Genomic DNA, 16,022 nt, shown 5'->3' with positions numbered 1-16,022 from the left:
CATGTGACCCGAGTAAATCTGCCCGCGTCTTTCACAGACATCACGAGAGGTGCGTATGCACGATCCGTTTGAACAGTCTTTGCGCGACATGCTCAACGCTTCGCCGTCCAGCCGCGACGACGATGCGTGCCTGGGCCGCGTACTCAAAACCGCCAACCGCCAGGTCGGCGCCGGTGATCTGTTCAGCCTGCTGGGCCGCTGGCTGCCCGCGCTGATGATCGCCCTGAACAATGGCTCGGCGCATGTCTCGCCGGTTTCCCGTCTTCGTAAAACTACTGCTCGCACTGCTGATAAGGCTGATTGAATATGGAACTTGATCTCTGGACTCAGAGCCTCGTCACTGCAATGACTGCGTTGTGGACCAAAGTCGCTAATTTCATTCCGAACCTGTTCGGCGCACTGGTTGTGCTGCTGTTGGGTTTCGTCGTGGCCAAGCTGCTCGACACCTTGCTCTCCAAATTGCTCGCCAAACTCGGCCTTGATCGTCTGATGGGCGGCACCGGGCTGACCAAGCTGATGTCGCGGGCCGGGCTGCAGGTGCCGATCTCGACGCTGATCGGTAAAATCGTCTACTGGTTCGTTCTGCTGATTTTTCTGGTTTCCGCGGCAGAATCCCTTGGCCTTGAGCGAGTTTCAGCTACGCTGGACATGCTGGCGTTGTATCTGCCGAAAGTATTCGGCGCCGCGCTGGTGCTGCTGGTCGGTGTCCTGCTGGCGCAACTGGCCAACGGGCTGGTGCGCGGCGCAGCAGAAGGCGTAGGGCTGGACTACGCTTCCGGGTTGGGACGGATCGCGCAGGGGCTGGTGATCATCATCAGCATCTCGGTTGCGATCAGCCAGCTCGAGGTCAAGACCGACCTGCTGAACCATGTGATTGTCATCGTATTGATTACCGTTGGTCTGGCAGTTGCGCTGGCCATGGGTTTGGGAAGCCGGGAAATCGCCGGTCAGATTCTTGCGGGAATCTATGTGCGTGAGCTGTATGAGGTTGGGCAACAAGTGCGTGTTGGCGAGGTCGAAGGCCAGATCGAAGAGATCGGCACGGTTAAAACCACATTGCTGACCGATGAGGGTGAGCTAGTCTCTCTCTCCAATCGGATCCTGCTGGAACAGCATGTGAGTAGCCGCTAAACCGGCAAACCCTGCTAATGTATGCCGCCGCAAAATGCCAGCCGAGGCTGGTTGTGGCGGACATTGACCTGACTGTCGGCACGACTTGTTTTGAATAAAGCCCAACCGCTATCCACGCGCTACGACCCCCGCGAGCTCTCTGATGAGGAGTTGGTCGCGCGCTCGCATACCGAGCTGTTTCACGTAACGCGCGCCTACGAAGAGTTGATGCGGCGTTACCAGCGAACATTATTTAACGTCTGCGCGAGATATCTTGGGAACGATCGCGACGCAGACGATGTCTGTCAGGAAGTGATGCTGAAGGTGCTGTACGGCCTGAAGAACTTCGAGGGGAAATCGAAGTTCAAAACCTGGCTTTACAGCATCACTTACAACGAATGCATCACGCAGTATCGGAAGGAACGGCGTAAGCGTCGCTTGATGGACGCTCTCAGTCTGGACCCTCTTGAAGAAGCGTCTGAAGAAAAGGCGCCGAAGCCGGAGGAGAAGGGTGGGCTTGATCGCTGGCTGGTGTATGTGAATCCGATTGACCGCGAAATTCTGGTGCTACGATTTGTCGCAGAGCTGGAGTTTCAGGAGATCGCAGACATCATGCACATGGGTTTGAGTGCGACAAAAATGCGTTACAAACGCGCTCTAGATAAATTGCGTGAGAAATTTGCAGGCATTGCTGAAACTTAGTTCAGCGCAAATATCTCTTACGTGTAGGCAAGTTCTGATAGACTTGCCGCCGAGTTGTCCCCCGGTTTGCGGGACTGCTTCACAATCACCAGATGGGGATTTAACGGATGAAACTGAAAAACACCTTGGGCTTGGCCATTGGTTCTCTGATTGCCGCCACTTCGTTCGGCGCTCTGGCACAAGGCCAAGGCGCAGTTGAAATCGAAGGCTTCGCTAAGAAAGAACAATTCGACAGCGCTCGTAACTTCAAGAACAACGGCAACCTGTTCGGCGGTTCGATCGGTTACTTCCTGACCGACGACGTTGAACTGCGTCTGGGCTACGACGAAGTGCACAACGTACGTGCCGACGATGGCAAGAACGTCAAAGGCGCTAACACCGCTCTGGACGCTCTGTACCACTTCAACAACCCAGGCGACATGATTCGTCCATACGTTTCGGCCGGTTTCTCTGACCAGAGCATCGACCAGAACGGTTCGAACGGTCGTAACCGTTCCACCTTCGCCAACGTTGGCGGCGGTGCCAAGCTGTACTTCACCGAGAACTTCTACGCCCGTGCCGGCGTTGAAGCTCAGTACAACATCGACCAGGGCGACACCGAGTGGGCTCCTAGCGTCGGTATCGGTGTGAACTTCGGTGGCGGCTCCAAGCCAGCTGCTGCTCCAGTTCCAGCACCTGCTGAAGTCTGCTCCGACAGCGACAACGATGGCGTTTGCGACAACGTTGACAAGTGCCCGGACACCCCAGCCAACGTAACCGTTGACGCTGATGGCTGCCCAGCAGTTGCTGAAGTTGTTCGTGTTGAGCTGGACGTGAAATTCGACTTCGACAAGTCGGTAGTCAAGCCAAACAGCTACGGCGACATCAAGAACCTGGCTGACTTCATGAAGCAGTACCCATCCACCACCACTACTGTTGAAGGTCACACTGACTCCGTCGGTCCTGACGCTTACAACCAGAAACTGTCCGAGCGTCGTGCAAACGCCGTTAAGCAAGTTCTGACCAACCAGTACGGTGTTGAATCGTCCCGCGTTCAGTCTGTTGGCTACGGCGAATCCCGCCCAGTTGCTGACAACAAAACTGACGCTGGCCGCGCTGTAAACCGTCGCGTAGAAGCGCAGGTTGAAGCTCAAGCTAAGTAATTAGCTGCCGCTGATGGAAAAGCCCGGCTCAGGCCGGGCTTTTCTTTGTCTGCGATTTGGCTTTGACGCTTAAAGCGCCTGCACGTTGTACGCCGTCCCGGAGCTGCCGAAGGCTGCGATCTTTTGCTCTTGAGCAACAGCCGCCACCGCACCAATCACCAGAATCGCCGGGCTTTTCAATTCAAACGCCGAGGCATCCTCAGCCATCGCAGTCAGATCACTGCGACATTCACGCTGATGCGCCAAAGAGGCGTTTTCGATCATCGCCACTGGCGTATGCGCCGCCATCCCTCCGGCGAGCAGCTGATCACGAATCTCGCCCAGCTTGGCCACGCCCATGTAAACCACCAGCGTCGTCCCGCCTTGCGCCAACGCCTGCCAGTTCAACTGGCTGTCATCCTGCGTGTGCGCAGTGACCAGCGTCACCCCGCGCGCCACGCCCCGCAACGTCAGCGGAATATCGCATTGCGTCGCCCCGGCCAGCCCGGCAGTGATGCCATTGACCAGTTCCACTTCAACCCCGCGCTCGCGCAACCACTGCGCTTCTTCGCCACCGCGGCCGAAAATGCACGGATCGCCGCCCTTCAGGCGCACCACGCATTTGCCCTGGCGCGCATAACGCAGCATCAGCCGATGGATAAACGCCTGTGGCGTCGAACGGCAGCCGCCGCGTTTGCCGACGGGGATAACCCGCGCAGTCGGGCAGTGTTCCAGCACCGCGTCGTTGACCAGATCATCGATCATCACCACATCGGCCTCGCGCAACGCGCGCACCGCTTTGAGCGTCAGCAACTCCGGATCGCCAGGGCCTGCGCCCACCAGCCAGACTTTCGCATTCATGGTGTTGTCCTCGTTAAATGACCGCGACCGGCCGCGCTTCGGCAGCCAGCAGACGCTTGATTTCCGGCACGCAGGAACCGCATTGCGTACCGCATCGGAGAGTTTTTTTCAGGCCTTGCAGATCCAGGCCCTGGCGAATGCCGGCGCAGACTGCGTTGAGGCTGACGTTTTCGCAATTGCACAAGGTCTTGTCGGTGGCGATCGCTCCGACAGTGCCGGGCGGCGCGCTCATCGGCGCGAGCAGCCAGCGCCGCAGTTGTTGGTCGGCGCGGCCCTCCAGCCACAAGCTCTGCAACCAGTGTTGCGCAAGGGTTTCGCCGGCCAGGCGAATCGCAGTAATACGGCCGTTTTCGATGCGCACCCGCTTGCCAATGGCACGACGCGGATCGTCATAGGCCAGAACCGGGCCATCCAGCAGTGACAGGCATTGGTCGATCTCGCCCAGCAGCTGTGGATCCGGCGCCTGGACGTGTGCAGCGCGTATCAGCAACGCTGGTCGCTCACGCCCGACAAGGCTGAGGCTGACGTAGGAAAACGCCTCGCACAGCGGTCGTAGCGTCTCGAAATGCCGCTGAACATCACCCTCGATCAAAGCGAACAGTTGCCACGGCAGGTTGACTGCCTCCAGACGCACGCCGCTGTGCTTGAGCTCCGGTTGCCTGGACAGCGGATCAAACGCCGGCAAGGTCAGCGTGTTGACGCCGCCCTTGAGATAGCGATCGCCCCAGTGCATCGGCAGGAACGCCTGGCCCGGACGCACGCTGTCGTCGCTGCCGACCGCAACAATCACCGCGCCACGGCGGCTTTTCAGATTGACCAGATCACCGGGCTGCAAGCGGTGCCGACGCATTTCGTCAGGGTGCAGGCTCAGCACGGCTTCGCTGACGTGGCCGAACAATTGCGCGGCGGTGCCGGTGCGGCTCATGCCGTGCCACTGGTCACGCAGGCGACCGGTGATCAAAGTCAGCGGGAAGCGCGCGTCGCGTTGTTCCTTGGCGGCGCGGTACGGATCGGCAATGAACTGCGCGCGGCCATTGGCTGTAGGAAAAATGCCGTCGCTGTACAAGCGTGGCGTGCCTTGGCGGGCGCCGGCAGGGAAGGGCCATTGCTGCGGACCGATCTCGTCGATCAAGGCGTGACTGATTCCGGACAGATCCAGGTCTCGCCCACGGGTCAGCGCTTTGAATTCATCAAACAACTGCGCAGGTTGATCGAAAGCGAACAGGCTCGGCTGCCTGGGGCGCAGACGTTTCTCCAGACGCTGTGCGAAATCCACCGTGATCGCCCAGTCCGGCCGCGCTTCGCCCGGTGCGACAACCGCTTTGCGCACGTGGGAAATGCGCCGCTCGGAGTTGGTCACCGAACCTTCTTTCTCGCCCCAACTGGCGGCGGGTAACAGCAGGTCGGCAAATGCAGCGGTTTCGGTGGTGCGAAAGGCTTCTTGCAATACCACAAAAGGGCAGGCCTCAAGCGCTGCGCGGATTGCGCTCTGATCGGGCATCGATTGCGCCGGGTTGGTACAGGCAATCCACAGTGCTTTGATTTTTCCGCTGCGCAGGTTTTCGAACAGTTCGATGGCGCTCAGGCCCGGCGCCTCGGGCAAGCTCTCGACGCCCCAGTACGCTGCCACCTCGGCGCGATGTTCCGCATTGCCGGCATCACGATGGCCGGGTAGCAGATTGGACAGACTGCCGGTTTCCCGTCCGCCCATGGCGTTTGGCTGACCCGTCAGGGAGAAAGGTCCTGCACCGGGCCGGCCAATTTGCCCGGTGGCCAGGTGCAGATTGATCAGCGCGCTGTTTTTCGCGCTGCCGGCGCTGGACTGATTCAGGCCCATGCACCACAGCGACAGGAAGCTCGGCGCAGTGCCGACCCATTCTGCGCATTGCTGCAGTTGCTCGATGCTGATGCCGCACAGTTGCGAAACCATTTGCGGGGTGTAATCGCGCACCAGGGTTTTGAGTTCGGCGAGGCCTTCGGTGTGCGCCTTGATGAAATCGCGATCGACCCAGTCTTCCCACAGCAGCAGATGCAAAATCCCATGGAACAAGGCGACATCGGTACCCGGAAGAATCGCCAGATGCAGGTCAGCCAAATCGCAGGTGTCGGTGCGACGTGGGTCGATAACGATGACTTTCATCTGCGGGCGACGGGATTTGGCTTCCTCCAGTCGACGGAAAAGTACCGGATGTGCGTAGGCCATGTTACTGCCGACGATCATCACGCAGTCGCTGAACTCCAGATCCTCATAACTGCACGGCGGGGCATCTGCGCCGAGGCTGCGTTTGTAGCCGACCACCGCCGAGGACATGCACAGCCGCGAATTACTGTCGATGTTGTTGGTGCCGACCAGCGCCCGCGCCAGTTTGTTGAAGGCGTAGTAGTCCTCGGTGAGCAACTGCCCGGAGATGTAGAACGCCACGCTGTCCGGGCCGTGTTCGGCGATGGTTTCGGCAAACACGTTGGCGGCGTGTTCCAGTGCCGTATCCCAGTCAGTACGGCTGCGCGCCAGGCCTTTGCCCAGGCGCAGTTCCGGGTACAAGGCGCGGGCGGCGAGGTCGCCGGTCAGGTGCAGCGTCGAGCCTTTGCTGCACAGTTTGCCGAAGTTGGCCGGGTGCGCCGGATCGCCGCTGACGCCGAGGATGCGCTCGCCGTCATGCTCGATCAGTACGCCGCAGCCGACCCCGCAGTAGCAGCAGGTCGAGGCGGTCGTCTGGCGGTTCATCAGATGGCGTCCCGCAGGGCCAGTTGCACCCGGCCATTCTCGACTCGCGCCGGATGGTGATGGGCGCAGCCGATGTCCGGCGCCTGGGCTTCGCCGGTTTCGAGGTCGATCTGCCAGTTGTGCAGCGGGCAGGCGACGCGTTTGCCATAGATCAGACCCTGCGACAGCGGGCCGCCCTTGTGCGGGCAGCGATCATCGAGGGCGAAAACCTCGTCGTCGCTTGTACGAAAAATCGCGATGTCACCTTTCGGCCCGGCAATGATCCGCGAGCCGAGGGCGTTGATCTCTTCCAGCGCACAGATATCGAGCCAGTTCATGCCGGCACCTCCAGGTTTTTCACGGGGATCACGTCGAATTCTTTCTTCAGTTGCGGCTGCGCCAGGCGCTCCTTCCACGGGTCCTGTTCGAACGACAGGGAGAATTGCAGGCGCTCATTCAGGGCCTTGCGCCGCTCGGCGTCTTCGAGCACGTTCTTCTTGATGTGCTCCATGCCGACCCGTTGCAGGTAATGCACGGTGCGTTCGAGGTAGAAGGCTTCCTCGCGGTAGAGCTGCAGGAACGCGCCGTTGTATTCGCGGACTTCCTCGGCAGTTTTCAGTTTGACGAAGAACTCGGCGACTTCGGTCTTGATCCCGCCGTTGCCACCGATGTACATCTCCCAGCCGGAGTCGACGCCGATAATTCCTACGTCCTTGATGCCCGCTTCCGAGCAGTTGCGTGGGCAACCGGACACTGCCAGCTTCACTTTGTGCGGCGACCACATGTTGAACAGGTCGTGCTCGAGTTCGATGCCCAGTTGCGTCGAGTTCTGCGTGCCGAAGCGGCAGAACTCGCTGCCGACGCAGGTTTTCACGGTGCGGATGGATTTGCCGTAGGCGTGGCCGGACGGCATGTCGAGGTCTTTCCACACGCCGGGCAGGTCCTGTTTCTTGATCCCCAGCAAGTCGATGCGCTGACCGCCGGTGACCTTGACCATCGGCACGTTGTACTTGTCGGCCACATCGGCGATCCGCCGCAGTTCCGATGGATTGGTCACGCCGCCCCACATGCGCGGCACCACCGAATAGGTGCCGTCCTTCTGGATGTTGGCGTGGGCGCGTTCGTTGATCAGGCGCGATTGCGGATCGTCCTTGGCCTCGCCCGGCCAGGTGGAAATCAGGTAGTAGTTGAGCGCCGGGCGACAGGTCGCGCAGCCATTGGGTGTGCGCCAGTTCAGGTAACTCATGGTCTCGGCGATGGTCAGCAGGTGTTCCTGACGGATCGCCTGACGAATCTGCCCGTGGTTGAGGTCGCTGCAACCGCAGATGGCTTTTTCGCTTTTCGGTTTGACGTCGGCCGCGCCACCCACCGTATTGATCAGGATCTGTTCAACAAGGCCGGCGCAGGAACCGCAGGAGCTGGCAGCCTTGGTGTGTTTCTTCACTTCATCGACGCTGAACAGACCATGTTCCTGAATGGCCTTGACGATGGTGCCCTTGCACACACCGTTGCAGCCGCAGACTTCGGCGCTGTCGGCCATGACCATGGCTTTGTCCTGGCCCTGATGTCCTACGTCGCCTAGGGCGTTTTCGCCGAACATGAGGTGATCGCGGATCTCGCCGATGGCGTGATTCTCACGAATCTGCCGGAAATACCAACCGCCATCTGCCGTATCGCCGTACAGACAGGCGCCGACCAGCACGTCATCCTTGATCACCAGTTTTTTGTACACGCCGCCAATCGGGTCGGAGAGGGTGATAGTCTCGGTACCTTCGCCGCCCATGAAGTCGCCGGCGGAGAACAGGTCGATGCCGGTGACTTTCAATTTGGTCGAGGTCACTGAACCCTGATAGCGAGCGAAACCCAGTTGCGCGAGGTGATTGGCGCAGACCTTGGCTTGTTCGAACAGCGGCGCAACGAGGCCGTAGGCGATGCCGCGATGGCTGGCGCATTCGCCGATTGCGTAGATGCGCGGGTCGTAGGTTTGCAGGGTGTCGTTGACCAGAATCCCGCGATTGCACGGAATGCCGGCCTTTTCTGCCAGTTCGGTGTTGGGGCGGATGCCGGCGGCCATCACCACCAGATCGGCAGGAATGATGTCGCCGTTCTTGAACTGCACCGAGCCGACCCGGCCATTGCCGGCGTCGTGCAAGGCTTGGGTCTGTTCGCACAGGCGAAAATGCAGGCCACGGGATTCCAGCGCCGATTGCAGAAGCTGGCCGCTGGTCTTGTCCAGTTGGCGCTCCAGCAGCCATTCGCCGAGGTGCACCACGGTGACGTGCATGCCGCGCAGCATCAGGCCGTTGGCCGCTTCGAGGCCGAGCAGGCCGCCGCCGATGACCACGGCGTGCTTGTGGGTCCTGGCGGTGTCGATCATGGCCTGGGTGTCGGCGATGTCGCGATAACCGATCACGCCCTGCAAAGTGTTGCCGGGGATTGGCAGGATGAACGGAGTCGAGCCGGTGGCGATCAGCAGGCGATCGTACTCGGCTTCGGTGCCGTCCTCGGCAATCACTCGGCGTTTGACCCGGTCGATCTCCACCACTTTGCGGTTGAGCAGCAACTTGATGTTGTTTTCCAGGTACCAGTCGAGGTCGTTGAGGACGATCTCTTCGAACGTCTGCTCGCCGGCCAGCACCGGCGACAGCAGGATGCGGTTGTAGTTGGTGTGCGGTTCGGCGCCGAAGACGGTGATGTCGTAGAGCTCGTCGCTCAGCTTGAGCAGTTCTTCCAGGGTACGCACCCCGGCCATGCCATTGCCGATCATCACCAGTTTGAGTTTTTTCATCAGGTTCTCCGGGAGCTGCGGCTGGCCTCTGGTGGGCCGTCGGGCCTTGCTCGACAAATTTTGCGCAAACAAAAAAAGGCGTCCCGCTAGTTGCCTAGCGAGGACGCCTTTGTCCTGGTCCCGTTCTCTCGGGAAGCGCAGCCTTCGTCGTTGAAGGTTGGGCTGTATGTATGGTGAAAAGGGTAATGCAGTGGTTGTGCCAACTCGGGGGGACGCGGATTTATTGGGGATTGGGGTTGTGACAAGAGATTTTTTTGCACCGAATCGAGGCGTGTTGCTCGTTCGTGGCGCGTTAATTCTTGGGGTTATGCGGTGTGAAGCCGAATGCCTTCGCGAGCAGGCTCGCTCCCACAAGGTGTCTGCGAACGACACAAATTCCCTGTGGGAGCGAGCCTGCTCGCGAATGGCGCGGTGCGGTTCAACTGTGAAACAACAAAACCAGCAGCACCACATTCCCGAGCAATGCCAGAAGCGCCATCGTCCGCCAGACCTTCAACGGCTCCCGTTCCAACAAAGGCCGGGGCCGCACACTCAAACTTTGCCGCTCACCCTGTTCCAGCACCAGCAGCCACTCTTCAGCGGTTTCGAAGCGTTGCTGCGGATCGGCGGCAACGCCACGTTCCAGACTTTGCGCCAGCCATTCCGGCAAGTCCGGGCGATAGCGACTGGCACTCACCGGCACGCCGAATCGGGGCCGCTGGAATGCTTCTATTTCGCCGTAGGGAAAATGCCCGGTGAGCAGGTAATAGAGAGTGACGCCGACAGAATACAAATCCTGCTGCGCACTTGGCGACTCGCCGCGAAACGCTTCCGGGGCGATGAAACTAGGCGTTCCCGGCAGGGTCGACGGCGCGTCCTCCGACAATCCCGGGCAATAAGCCAGGCCGAAATCCAGCAGGCGCAGTTCGCCGTCATCCCCCAGCAGCAGGTTTTCCGGTTTGATGTCGCGGTGCAGAATCTGCCGTCGATGCAGCAACCCGACCGCGCGCAACAGCCGCTCGGCGATGTCCTGCCACTGCGCCAAAGGCAACGGGCCGCTGTGTTGAAACACGTCGGCCAGCGTCGTCCCGGCGTATTCGCGCATCACGTAATACAAATGTTGACGCTGAGTGCAGGCATGGATTTGCGGAAAATGCCGGCCGGCCACGCGCTTTAGGAACCATTCTTCCGACAGCAGCGCCTGCCCGGCTTGCGGATCGTCGGCGAGCCGCGTCGGCAAGGTCTTCAACAGCCAAGGCTGGCCCTGACTATCGAGCACGCGATACAGCAATGATTGCTGGCTCTGGCCGATGATGTCTTGCACCTGCCAGCCTTCAAACGCTCGCCCGGGTTTCAGCGCCGGCGGCAGTGGCCATTGCTGCAATTGCACCAGCGCATCGCCGATGCTCGCTTCGCCCAGCGCATCGACGCGCACCAGCAGGGCACTGGCGTTGTCCTGACTGCCGGCCAGATGCGCGGCGTTGACCAAGGTTTGCGCCGCGCTGTGCAGATCCGCTTGATCACGCAGAATCGCCGCGATCGCGGTATCGCCCAAGGTCGACCAGACGCCGTCGCTGAGTAAAACGAAGCTTTCGCCCTCACGCAGTTCGCCGTCGAGGAAATCCAGGACCAGATGCTGATCGAGCCCGAGCGCACGTTTGAGCACGTGTTGCATGCCCGGTTGCTCCCAGACGTGATCCTCGCTGATGCGCTGCAAGCGCTCGGCGTGCCAGCGATAGACCCGGCAATCGCCGACGTGGGCGAGGGTGAAGCGTCGACCGCGCATCACCAGCGCGCTGACCGTGGTCAGCAACGGTTGCCCGCCGCCGTTGGCCTGCAGCCAGCGATTTTGTGCGAGCAGCAGGCGATCCAGCGCCTGGGCCACGCTCCAGGTTTCCGGCGTCGCGTAGTAGTCCAGCGCCAGCGCCTGCAAGGTCGAACGCGCGGCGAGGCCGCCATCGGCGCATTGGCTGACGCCGTCGGCGATGGCGAACAGATAACCCTTGCTCACCGCCAGTGCCGGCGCCGGTGTCACTGAACGCAGGGCGTCCTGATTCTCCGCGCGCGGGCCGGTGGCGCTGGCTTCGGCGAAACTCAGCTGCAGGGCCATTGAGGCCTCAGACCCGCGCCGCCGTTACTGCCGCCGAGCCCCAGGTAGTTCTCCAGCGACGCTTGACGCCGTGCAGGCCAAACCACGCCAACACACCGAGGCTGGCGAACAACCACAGCGCCAATTGATAGCTGCCGGTGCTTTGCTTGATCGCGCCCATACCGGCGGCGAGGGCGAAGCCGCCGATACCGCCGGCCATGCCGATCAGCCCGGTCATCACGCCGATTTCCAGACGAAAACGCTGCGGCACCAATTGGAAAACCGCACCGTTGCCGGCGCCCAAGCCGAGCATGGTGCAGACGAAAAGCGCCAGCGCCGCGTAGGAACTTGGCAGATTGAAGCCCACCGCTGCGATGCAGATCGCAGCGACGGTGTACATCGCCAGCAAGGTGCGGATGCCGCCGAAGCGATCGGCCAGCGCGCCACCCAGCGGCCGCATCAGGCTGCCGCCGAACACGCAGGCAGCGGTGTAATAGCCGGCGGTCACCGGGCTCAGACCGTATTGATCGTTGAAGTAACCGGGCAGGGCGCTGGCCAGGCCGATGAAGCCGCCGAAGGTGACGCTGTAGAAAAACATGAACCACCAGCTGTCGCGATCACCGAGGGCCTTGAAGTAGTCGGCCATCGCTTTCGGTTTTGGCCGCTGCGGGGCGTTTTTTGCCAACAGGGCGAACAGCACCAAGGTCAAAACCAGCGGGATCAGGGCGAAACCGAAGACATTGCTCCAGCCGAACGCGGCGGCAATCACTGGCGCCAGCAGCGCGGCGAACACGGTGCCGGAGTTGCCCGCACCGGCGATGCCCATGGCTTTGCCCTGATGCTCTGGTGGATACCACTGCGAGGCCAGCGGCAGGGCCACAGCAAACGACGCGCCGGCCATGCCGAGGAACAGGCCGAGGATCAGCGCCTGTTCATAACTGTGGATGCCGAGTTTCCACGCACCGAACAGCGCGCAGATGACGATGACCTGGCCGATCAGTCCGGCGGTCTTCGGCGACAAGCGATCGGCGAGCATGCCCATGGCGAAGCGCAACACCGCGCCGGCGAGAATCGGCGTGGCGACGACGAGGCCGCGTTGCTGGGTGGTCAGGTGCAGGTCGGCGGCAATCTGCACCGCCAGCGGGCCGAGCAGGTACCAGACCATGAAGCTCAGGTCGAAATACAGGAAGGCCGCGAACAGGGTCGGGGTATGGCCGGATTTCCAGAAGCTTGAATTCATCGCGCACCTCGGCTGAAAAGAGTCTCGAAAGGAGTCATGCACAGCAGGTGGAGCGCCTCACGGCCGCACCACCGGCCCCGTTCTGTGGGGCCAAAACGCAAAAACGCCGCTACCTGATTCGCCGAGGGGCGAACGGGGTGAGCGACGTCTTTGTCGTAGGTGGGGCAACCGCCGTTGGTTACCTGTGCGGTTTACTTAGCGAGATTTGTGCCAAGAGTTCGTGACCGAGGTGCGGCCATTCGCGAGCAGGCTCGCTCCCACATTGGAATGTATGCCACCTGTGGGAGCGAGCCTGCTCGCGAAGAGGCCCGCACTGACAACACAAAATTTCAGCCCAGCAACTCACTCATGGCAATGATCTGCTCCGCCACTTGAATCAGCTTCTGCTGGCGGCTCATGGCCTGGCGGCGCATCAGCGTATAGGCCTCTTCCTCGTTGCAGTCCTTCATCTTCATCAGCAAACCCTTGGCCAGTTCAATGCGCTTGCGCTCGGCCAGTTGCTGGTCACGGGCCTGCAATTGCGCGCGCAGGGCCTGGTCACTCTCGAAGCGCGCCATCGCCACGTCGAGAATCGGCTGCAACCGTTGTGCGTGAATGCCTTCGACGATGTAGGCACTGACGCCGGACTTGATCGCCTGACGCATCACCCCCGGGTCATGTTCGTCGGTAAACATCACGATCGGCCGGGGCTGGTCGCGGCTGACCAGCACCACTTGCTCCATGACATCGCGGCTCGGTGACTCGGTATCGATCAGGATCACGTCCGGGCGCACCGTTTCGACGCGCGCGGGGAGGTCGATGGTCAGGCCGGACTCGTCGATCACTTCGAAGCCGGCCTCGGTCAGTGCCGCTTTCAGGCGTCCGACTTTTTTCGCGGTGTCGTTGATCAGCAGAATGCGCAACATGTTCGCGGTCTCCTGTCAGCGCTGGGCGAGAAGAGGTGCATCGTCGTTCAACGCGTGCAGTTTGAAACTGCGCGCATAACCCGCCGGGTCGCTGCCGTCCCAGACCTTGCCGTCGAGCAACTGGCTGCTGCGCAGGTCTGCGTACGAAGTCGCAACGCCGACCGCGCTGGCAGCCTCGCGATACAGATCCAGACGCTGAACCTGACGGGCGACGGCCAGATAATCCGGATCCTCGCGCAACAGACCCCAGCGACGAAACTGGGTCATGAACCACATGCCGTCGGAGAGGTACGGCAGATTGACCTCGCCACCGCCGTGAAAACGCAGCGCATGCGGGTCCTGCCAGCGATTGCCGAGGCCGTCGGCGTAGTCGCCCATGAAACGCGGCTCGATGCACGGGGCGGGGGTGTCGAGGTATTCGGCGGCGCTGAGCAATTGCGCGGTGCTGCGGCGGTTTTCCGGGCTTTCTTCGATGAAGCGACTGGCCTCAAGAATGGCCATGACCAGCGCCCGCGCGGTGTTGGGATATTGCTCGACGAATTCCCGGGTGCAGCCGAGGACTTTTTCCGGGTGATCGGGCCAGATGCTCTGGCTGGTCGCCAGGGTGAAACCGAGATTCTGCTGCACGGCGCTGGCCGCCCACGGTTCGCCGACGCAAAAACCGTCGATGCGCCCGGCTTGCAGGTGCGCGACCATTTGCGGCGGCGGCACCACCACACTGTCGACGTCCTGCAACGGATGAATGCCCTGGCTTGCCAGCCAGTAATACAGCCACATCGCGTGAGTGCCGGTGGGAAAGGTCTGGGCGAAGGTCAGTTTTGCGCGGCTTTGGTGCACATGCCGATCGAGCGCTTCAGGACTGTTCACGCCAGCCTGTTGCAAACCATGGGACAGGTTCAGGCTCTGGCCATTCTGGTTCAGGCCCATCAGCACCGCCATGTCGGTCGGGGCGACGCCGCCGATGCCCAGGTGCACCGCATAAATCAGCCCGTACAGGCTGTGCGCGGCATCCAGTTCGCCGCTGACCAGTTTGTCGCGCAAGTTGGCCCATGACGCCTGACGCTTGAGGTTCAGGGTCAGGCCGTAGGGCTGGGCGAAGCCCTGAGTGGCGGCGACCACCACCGAGGCGCAGTCGCTCAGCGCCATGAAGCCGAGATTGATCGCGCTCTTTTCCGGCGCATCGCTGCCATTGACCCAGGCCAGAGGCCCCAAGGACGTTTCGTTCATACGCTACCTCAAAAAAAACGTCGTCCCGGATTCTGCGCAGGCAAAACCCGGGGACGACGCCATTGTCCTGGCCTGCGCGCCGTCATTGGTCGGCAGACTGATGAGCGGGGTGGTGCAAGGCATATGCCAGCGGCTTGTTTTGTCCAGGCGCCTCGCGCCGGGGGACGATGCCCGGCTATAATCGCCGCCTCTTTTCGCCGCCCGAGTCATTGCCGCCCATGTACACCCTGGCCCGTCAGCTGTTGTTCAAACTTTCCCCGGAAACCTCCCACGATCTGTCGCTGGATCTGATCGGCGCGGGTGGACGTTTGGGCCTCAACGGCTTGCTGTGCAAGGCGCCGGCGAAAATGCCGGTGACCGTCATGGGGCTGGAGTTCCCGAACCCGGTGGGGCTGGCGGCAGGTCTGGACAAGAACGGCGCGGCCATCGACGGCTTTGCGCAACTGGGTTTCGGTTTTGTCGAAATCGGCACCGTTACCCCGCGTCCGCAGCCGGGTAACCCGAAACCACGGATCTTCCGCCTGCCGGAAGCCGAGGCGATCATCAACCGCATGGGCTTCAACAACCTCGGTGTCGATAACTTGCTGGCGCGGGTCGCTGCGGCAAAATACCAGGGCGTGCTGGGCATCAATATCGGCAAGAACTTCGATACCCCGGTCGAGCGTGCGGTCGACGATTACCTGATCTGCCTGGACAAGGTTTACGCCCACGCCAGCTACGTCACCGTCAACGTCAGCTCGCCAAACACCCCGGGCCTGCGCAGCCTGCAGTTCGGTGATTCGCTCAAGCAATTGCTCGCTGATCTGGCCACCCGTCGCGCAGAACTGGCCCTGCGTCACGGCAAACATGTGCCGCTGGCGATCAAGATTGCGCCGGACATGACCGACGAAGAAACTGCGCAGGTTGCCCAGGCGTTGATCGAAACCGGCATGGACGCGGTCATCGCCACCAATACGACTTTGAGCCGTGTCGGTGTCGAAGGCATGGAGCATGGCGACGAGGCGGGTGGTCTGTCGGGTGCGCCGGTGCGTGAGAAGAGCACCCATACCGTGAAAGTGCTGGCGGGCGAATTGGCCGGACGCTTGCCGATCATTGCTGCGGGCGGGATTACCGAGGGCAAACACGCGGCGGAGAAAATCACTGCTGGCGCGAGCCTGGTGCAGATCTATTCGGGCTTCATCTACAAAGGCCCGGTGCTGATTCGTGAATCGGTAGACGCCATCGCCGCGTTGCGCTGAGGATTGCCGAAGCCTTGTGGGAGCCTTTGTGGCGAGGGGATTTATCCCCGCTGGGCTG

The 16,022-nt window shown here is 61.3% G+C and carries 13 protein-coding genes; 5 read left to right on the top strand and 8 right to left on the bottom strand.

Annotated elements, in window-relative coordinates:
• The first annotated feature begins 55 nt into the window (after positions 1–55).
• From KVG87_RS12910 to KVG87_RS12895, 4 genes are all read left to right on the top strand, one after another.
• The gene (locus tag KVG87_RS12910; RefSeq protein WP_003223293.1) at positions 56–304 is read left to right on the top strand and encodes a hypothetical protein; all 249 of its coding nucleotides are present in this window, start codon (positions 56–58) and stop codon (positions 302–304) included.
• A 2-nt stretch (positions 305–306) separates the two neighbouring features.
• Positions 307–1,131: a mechanosensitive ion channel family protein gene (locus KVG87_RS12905; protein ID WP_016773831.1), complete on the top strand. Its 825-nt coding sequence runs from the start codon at positions 307–309 to the stop codon at positions 1,129–1,131.
• Between the two features lie 90 nt (positions 1,132–1,221).
• Positions 1,222–1,812 (top strand): RNA polymerase sigma factor SigX, encoded by a 591-nt coding sequence (gene sigX, locus KVG87_RS12900; protein WP_016773832.1) that lies wholly within the window; start codon positions 1,222–1,224, stop codon positions 1,810–1,812.
• Between the two features lie 107 nt (positions 1,813–1,919).
• Positions 1,920–2,954 (top strand): OmpA family protein, encoded by a 1,035-nt coding sequence (locus tag KVG87_RS12895; protein WP_016773833.1) that lies wholly within the window; start codon positions 1,920–1,922, stop codon positions 2,952–2,954.
• Positions 2,955–3,023: 69 nt separating this feature from the next.
• On the opposite strand, the gene cobA is transcribed toward KVG87_RS12895, so the two are convergent.
• The 8 genes from cobA to KVG87_RS12855 form a co-directional block, all read right to left on the bottom strand.
• A complete protein-coding gene (gene cobA, locus KVG87_RS12890) occupies positions 3,024–3,794 on the bottom strand; it encodes a uroporphyrinogen-III C-methyltransferase (RefSeq protein WP_217851006.1) in 771 nt (256 codons plus the stop codon).
• 13 nt (positions 3,795–3,807) lie between these two features.
• A complete protein-coding gene (locus KVG87_RS12885) occupies positions 3,808–6,519 on the bottom strand; it encodes a nitrate reductase (RefSeq protein WP_217851005.1) in 2,712 nt (903 codons plus the stop codon).
• A complete protein-coding gene (gene nirD, locus KVG87_RS12880) occupies positions 6,519–6,836 on the bottom strand; it encodes a nitrite reductase small subunit NirD (RefSeq protein WP_016773836.1) in 318 nt (105 codons plus the stop codon). Before nirD ends, KVG87_RS12885 begins: the two co-directional genes overlap by 1 nt.
• Positions 6,833–9,286, bottom strand: coding sequence for a nitrite reductase large subunit NirB (gene nirB, locus KVG87_RS12875; RefSeq protein ID WP_016773837.1), 2,454 nt, complete (start codon positions 9,284–9,286; stop codon positions 6,833–6,835). The genes nirD and nirB overlap by 4 nt, the downstream gene beginning before the upstream one ends.
• 418 nt (positions 9,287–9,704) lie before the next feature.
• Complete coding sequence (locus tag KVG87_RS12870; protein WP_217851004.1) at positions 9,705–11,375, bottom strand: bifunctional protein-serine/threonine kinase/phosphatase; 1,671 nt, start codon at positions 11,373–11,375, stop codon at positions 9,705–9,707.
• A gap of 7 nt (positions 11,376–11,382) precedes the next feature.
• Positions 11,383–12,594, bottom strand: a complete 1,212-nt coding sequence (locus tag KVG87_RS12865) for a nitrate/nitrite transporter (RefSeq protein ID WP_016773839.1) — start codon at positions 12,592–12,594, stop codon at positions 11,383–11,385.
• Positions 12,595–12,923: 329 nt separating this feature from the next.
• The gene (locus tag KVG87_RS12860; protein ID WP_007916390.1) at positions 12,924–13,499 is read right to left on the bottom strand and encodes an ANTAR domain-containing response regulator; all 576 of its coding nucleotides are present in this window, start codon (positions 13,497–13,499) and stop codon (positions 12,924–12,926) included.
• Between the two features lie 15 nt (positions 13,500–13,514).
• The gene (locus tag KVG87_RS12855; RefSeq protein WP_217851003.1) at positions 13,515–14,726 is read right to left on the bottom strand and encodes a CmpA/NrtA family ABC transporter substrate-binding protein; all 1,212 of its coding nucleotides are present in this window, start codon (positions 14,724–14,726) and stop codon (positions 13,515–13,517) included.
• 218 nt (positions 14,727–14,944) lie between these two features.
• Here KVG87_RS12855 and KVG87_RS12850 point away from each other — a divergent pair, with 218 nt between their 5' ends.
• Entirely contained in the window at positions 14,945–15,964 is a 1,020-nt protein-coding gene (locus tag KVG87_RS12850) for a quinone-dependent dihydroorotate dehydrogenase (protein ID WP_217851002.1), read from the top strand.
• Positions 15,965–16,022 lie beyond the last annotated feature (58 nt).

This window comes from Pseudomonas siliginis, from assembly GCF_019145195.1.
GTDB classification, from domain to species: Bacteria; Pseudomonadota; Gammaproteobacteria; order Pseudomonadales; family Pseudomonadaceae; genus Aquipseudomonas; species Aquipseudomonas siliginis.
This window is presented reverse-complemented; position numbering and strand designations above follow the sequence as displayed.

Excerpts from the sequence above, each read along its gene's own strand:
- KVG87_RS12910 (WP_003223293.1), top strand. The coding sequence starts at position 56 with ATGCACGATCCGTTTGAACAGTCTTTGCGCGACATGCTCAACGCTTCG.
- KVG87_RS12905 (WP_016773831.1), top strand. The coding sequence starts at position 307 with ATGGAACTTGATCTCTGGACTCAGAGCCTCGTCACTGCAATGACTGCG.
- KVG87_RS12895 (WP_016773833.1), top strand. The coding sequence starts at position 1,920 with ATGAAACTGAAAAACACCTTGGGCTTGGCCATTGGTTCTCTGATTGCC.
- cobA (WP_217851006.1), bottom strand. The coding sequence starts at position 3,794 with ATGAATGCGAAAGTCTGGCTGGTGGGCGCAGGCCCTGGCGATCCGGAG.
- KVG87_RS12885 (WP_217851005.1), bottom strand. The coding sequence starts at position 6,519 with ATGAACCGCCAGACGACCGCCTCGACCTGCTGCTACTGCGGGGTCGGC.
- nirD (WP_016773836.1), bottom strand. The coding sequence starts at position 6,836 with ATGAACTGGCTCGATATCTGTGCGCTGGAAGAGATCAACGCCCTCGGC.
- nirB (WP_016773837.1), bottom strand. The coding sequence starts at position 9,286 with ATGAAAAAACTCAAACTGGTGATGATCGGCAATGGCATGGCCGGGGTG.
- KVG87_RS12870 (WP_217851004.1), bottom strand. The coding sequence starts at position 11,375 with ATGGCCCTGCAGCTGAGTTTCGCCGAAGCCAGCGCCACCGGCCCGCGC.
- KVG87_RS12865 (WP_016773839.1), bottom strand. The coding sequence starts at position 12,594 with ATGAATTCAAGCTTCTGGAAATCCGGCCATACCCCGACCCTGTTCGCG.
- KVG87_RS12860 (WP_007916390.1), bottom strand. The coding sequence starts at position 13,499 with ATGTTGCGCATTCTGCTGATCAACGACACCGCGAAAAAAGTCGGACGC.
- KVG87_RS12855 (WP_217851003.1), bottom strand. The coding sequence starts at position 14,726 with ATGAACGAAACGTCCTTGGGGCCTCTGGCCTGGGTCAATGGCAGCGAT.
- KVG87_RS12850 (WP_217851002.1), top strand. The coding sequence starts at position 14,945 with ATGTACACCCTGGCCCGTCAGCTGTTGTTCAAACTTTCCCCGGAAACC.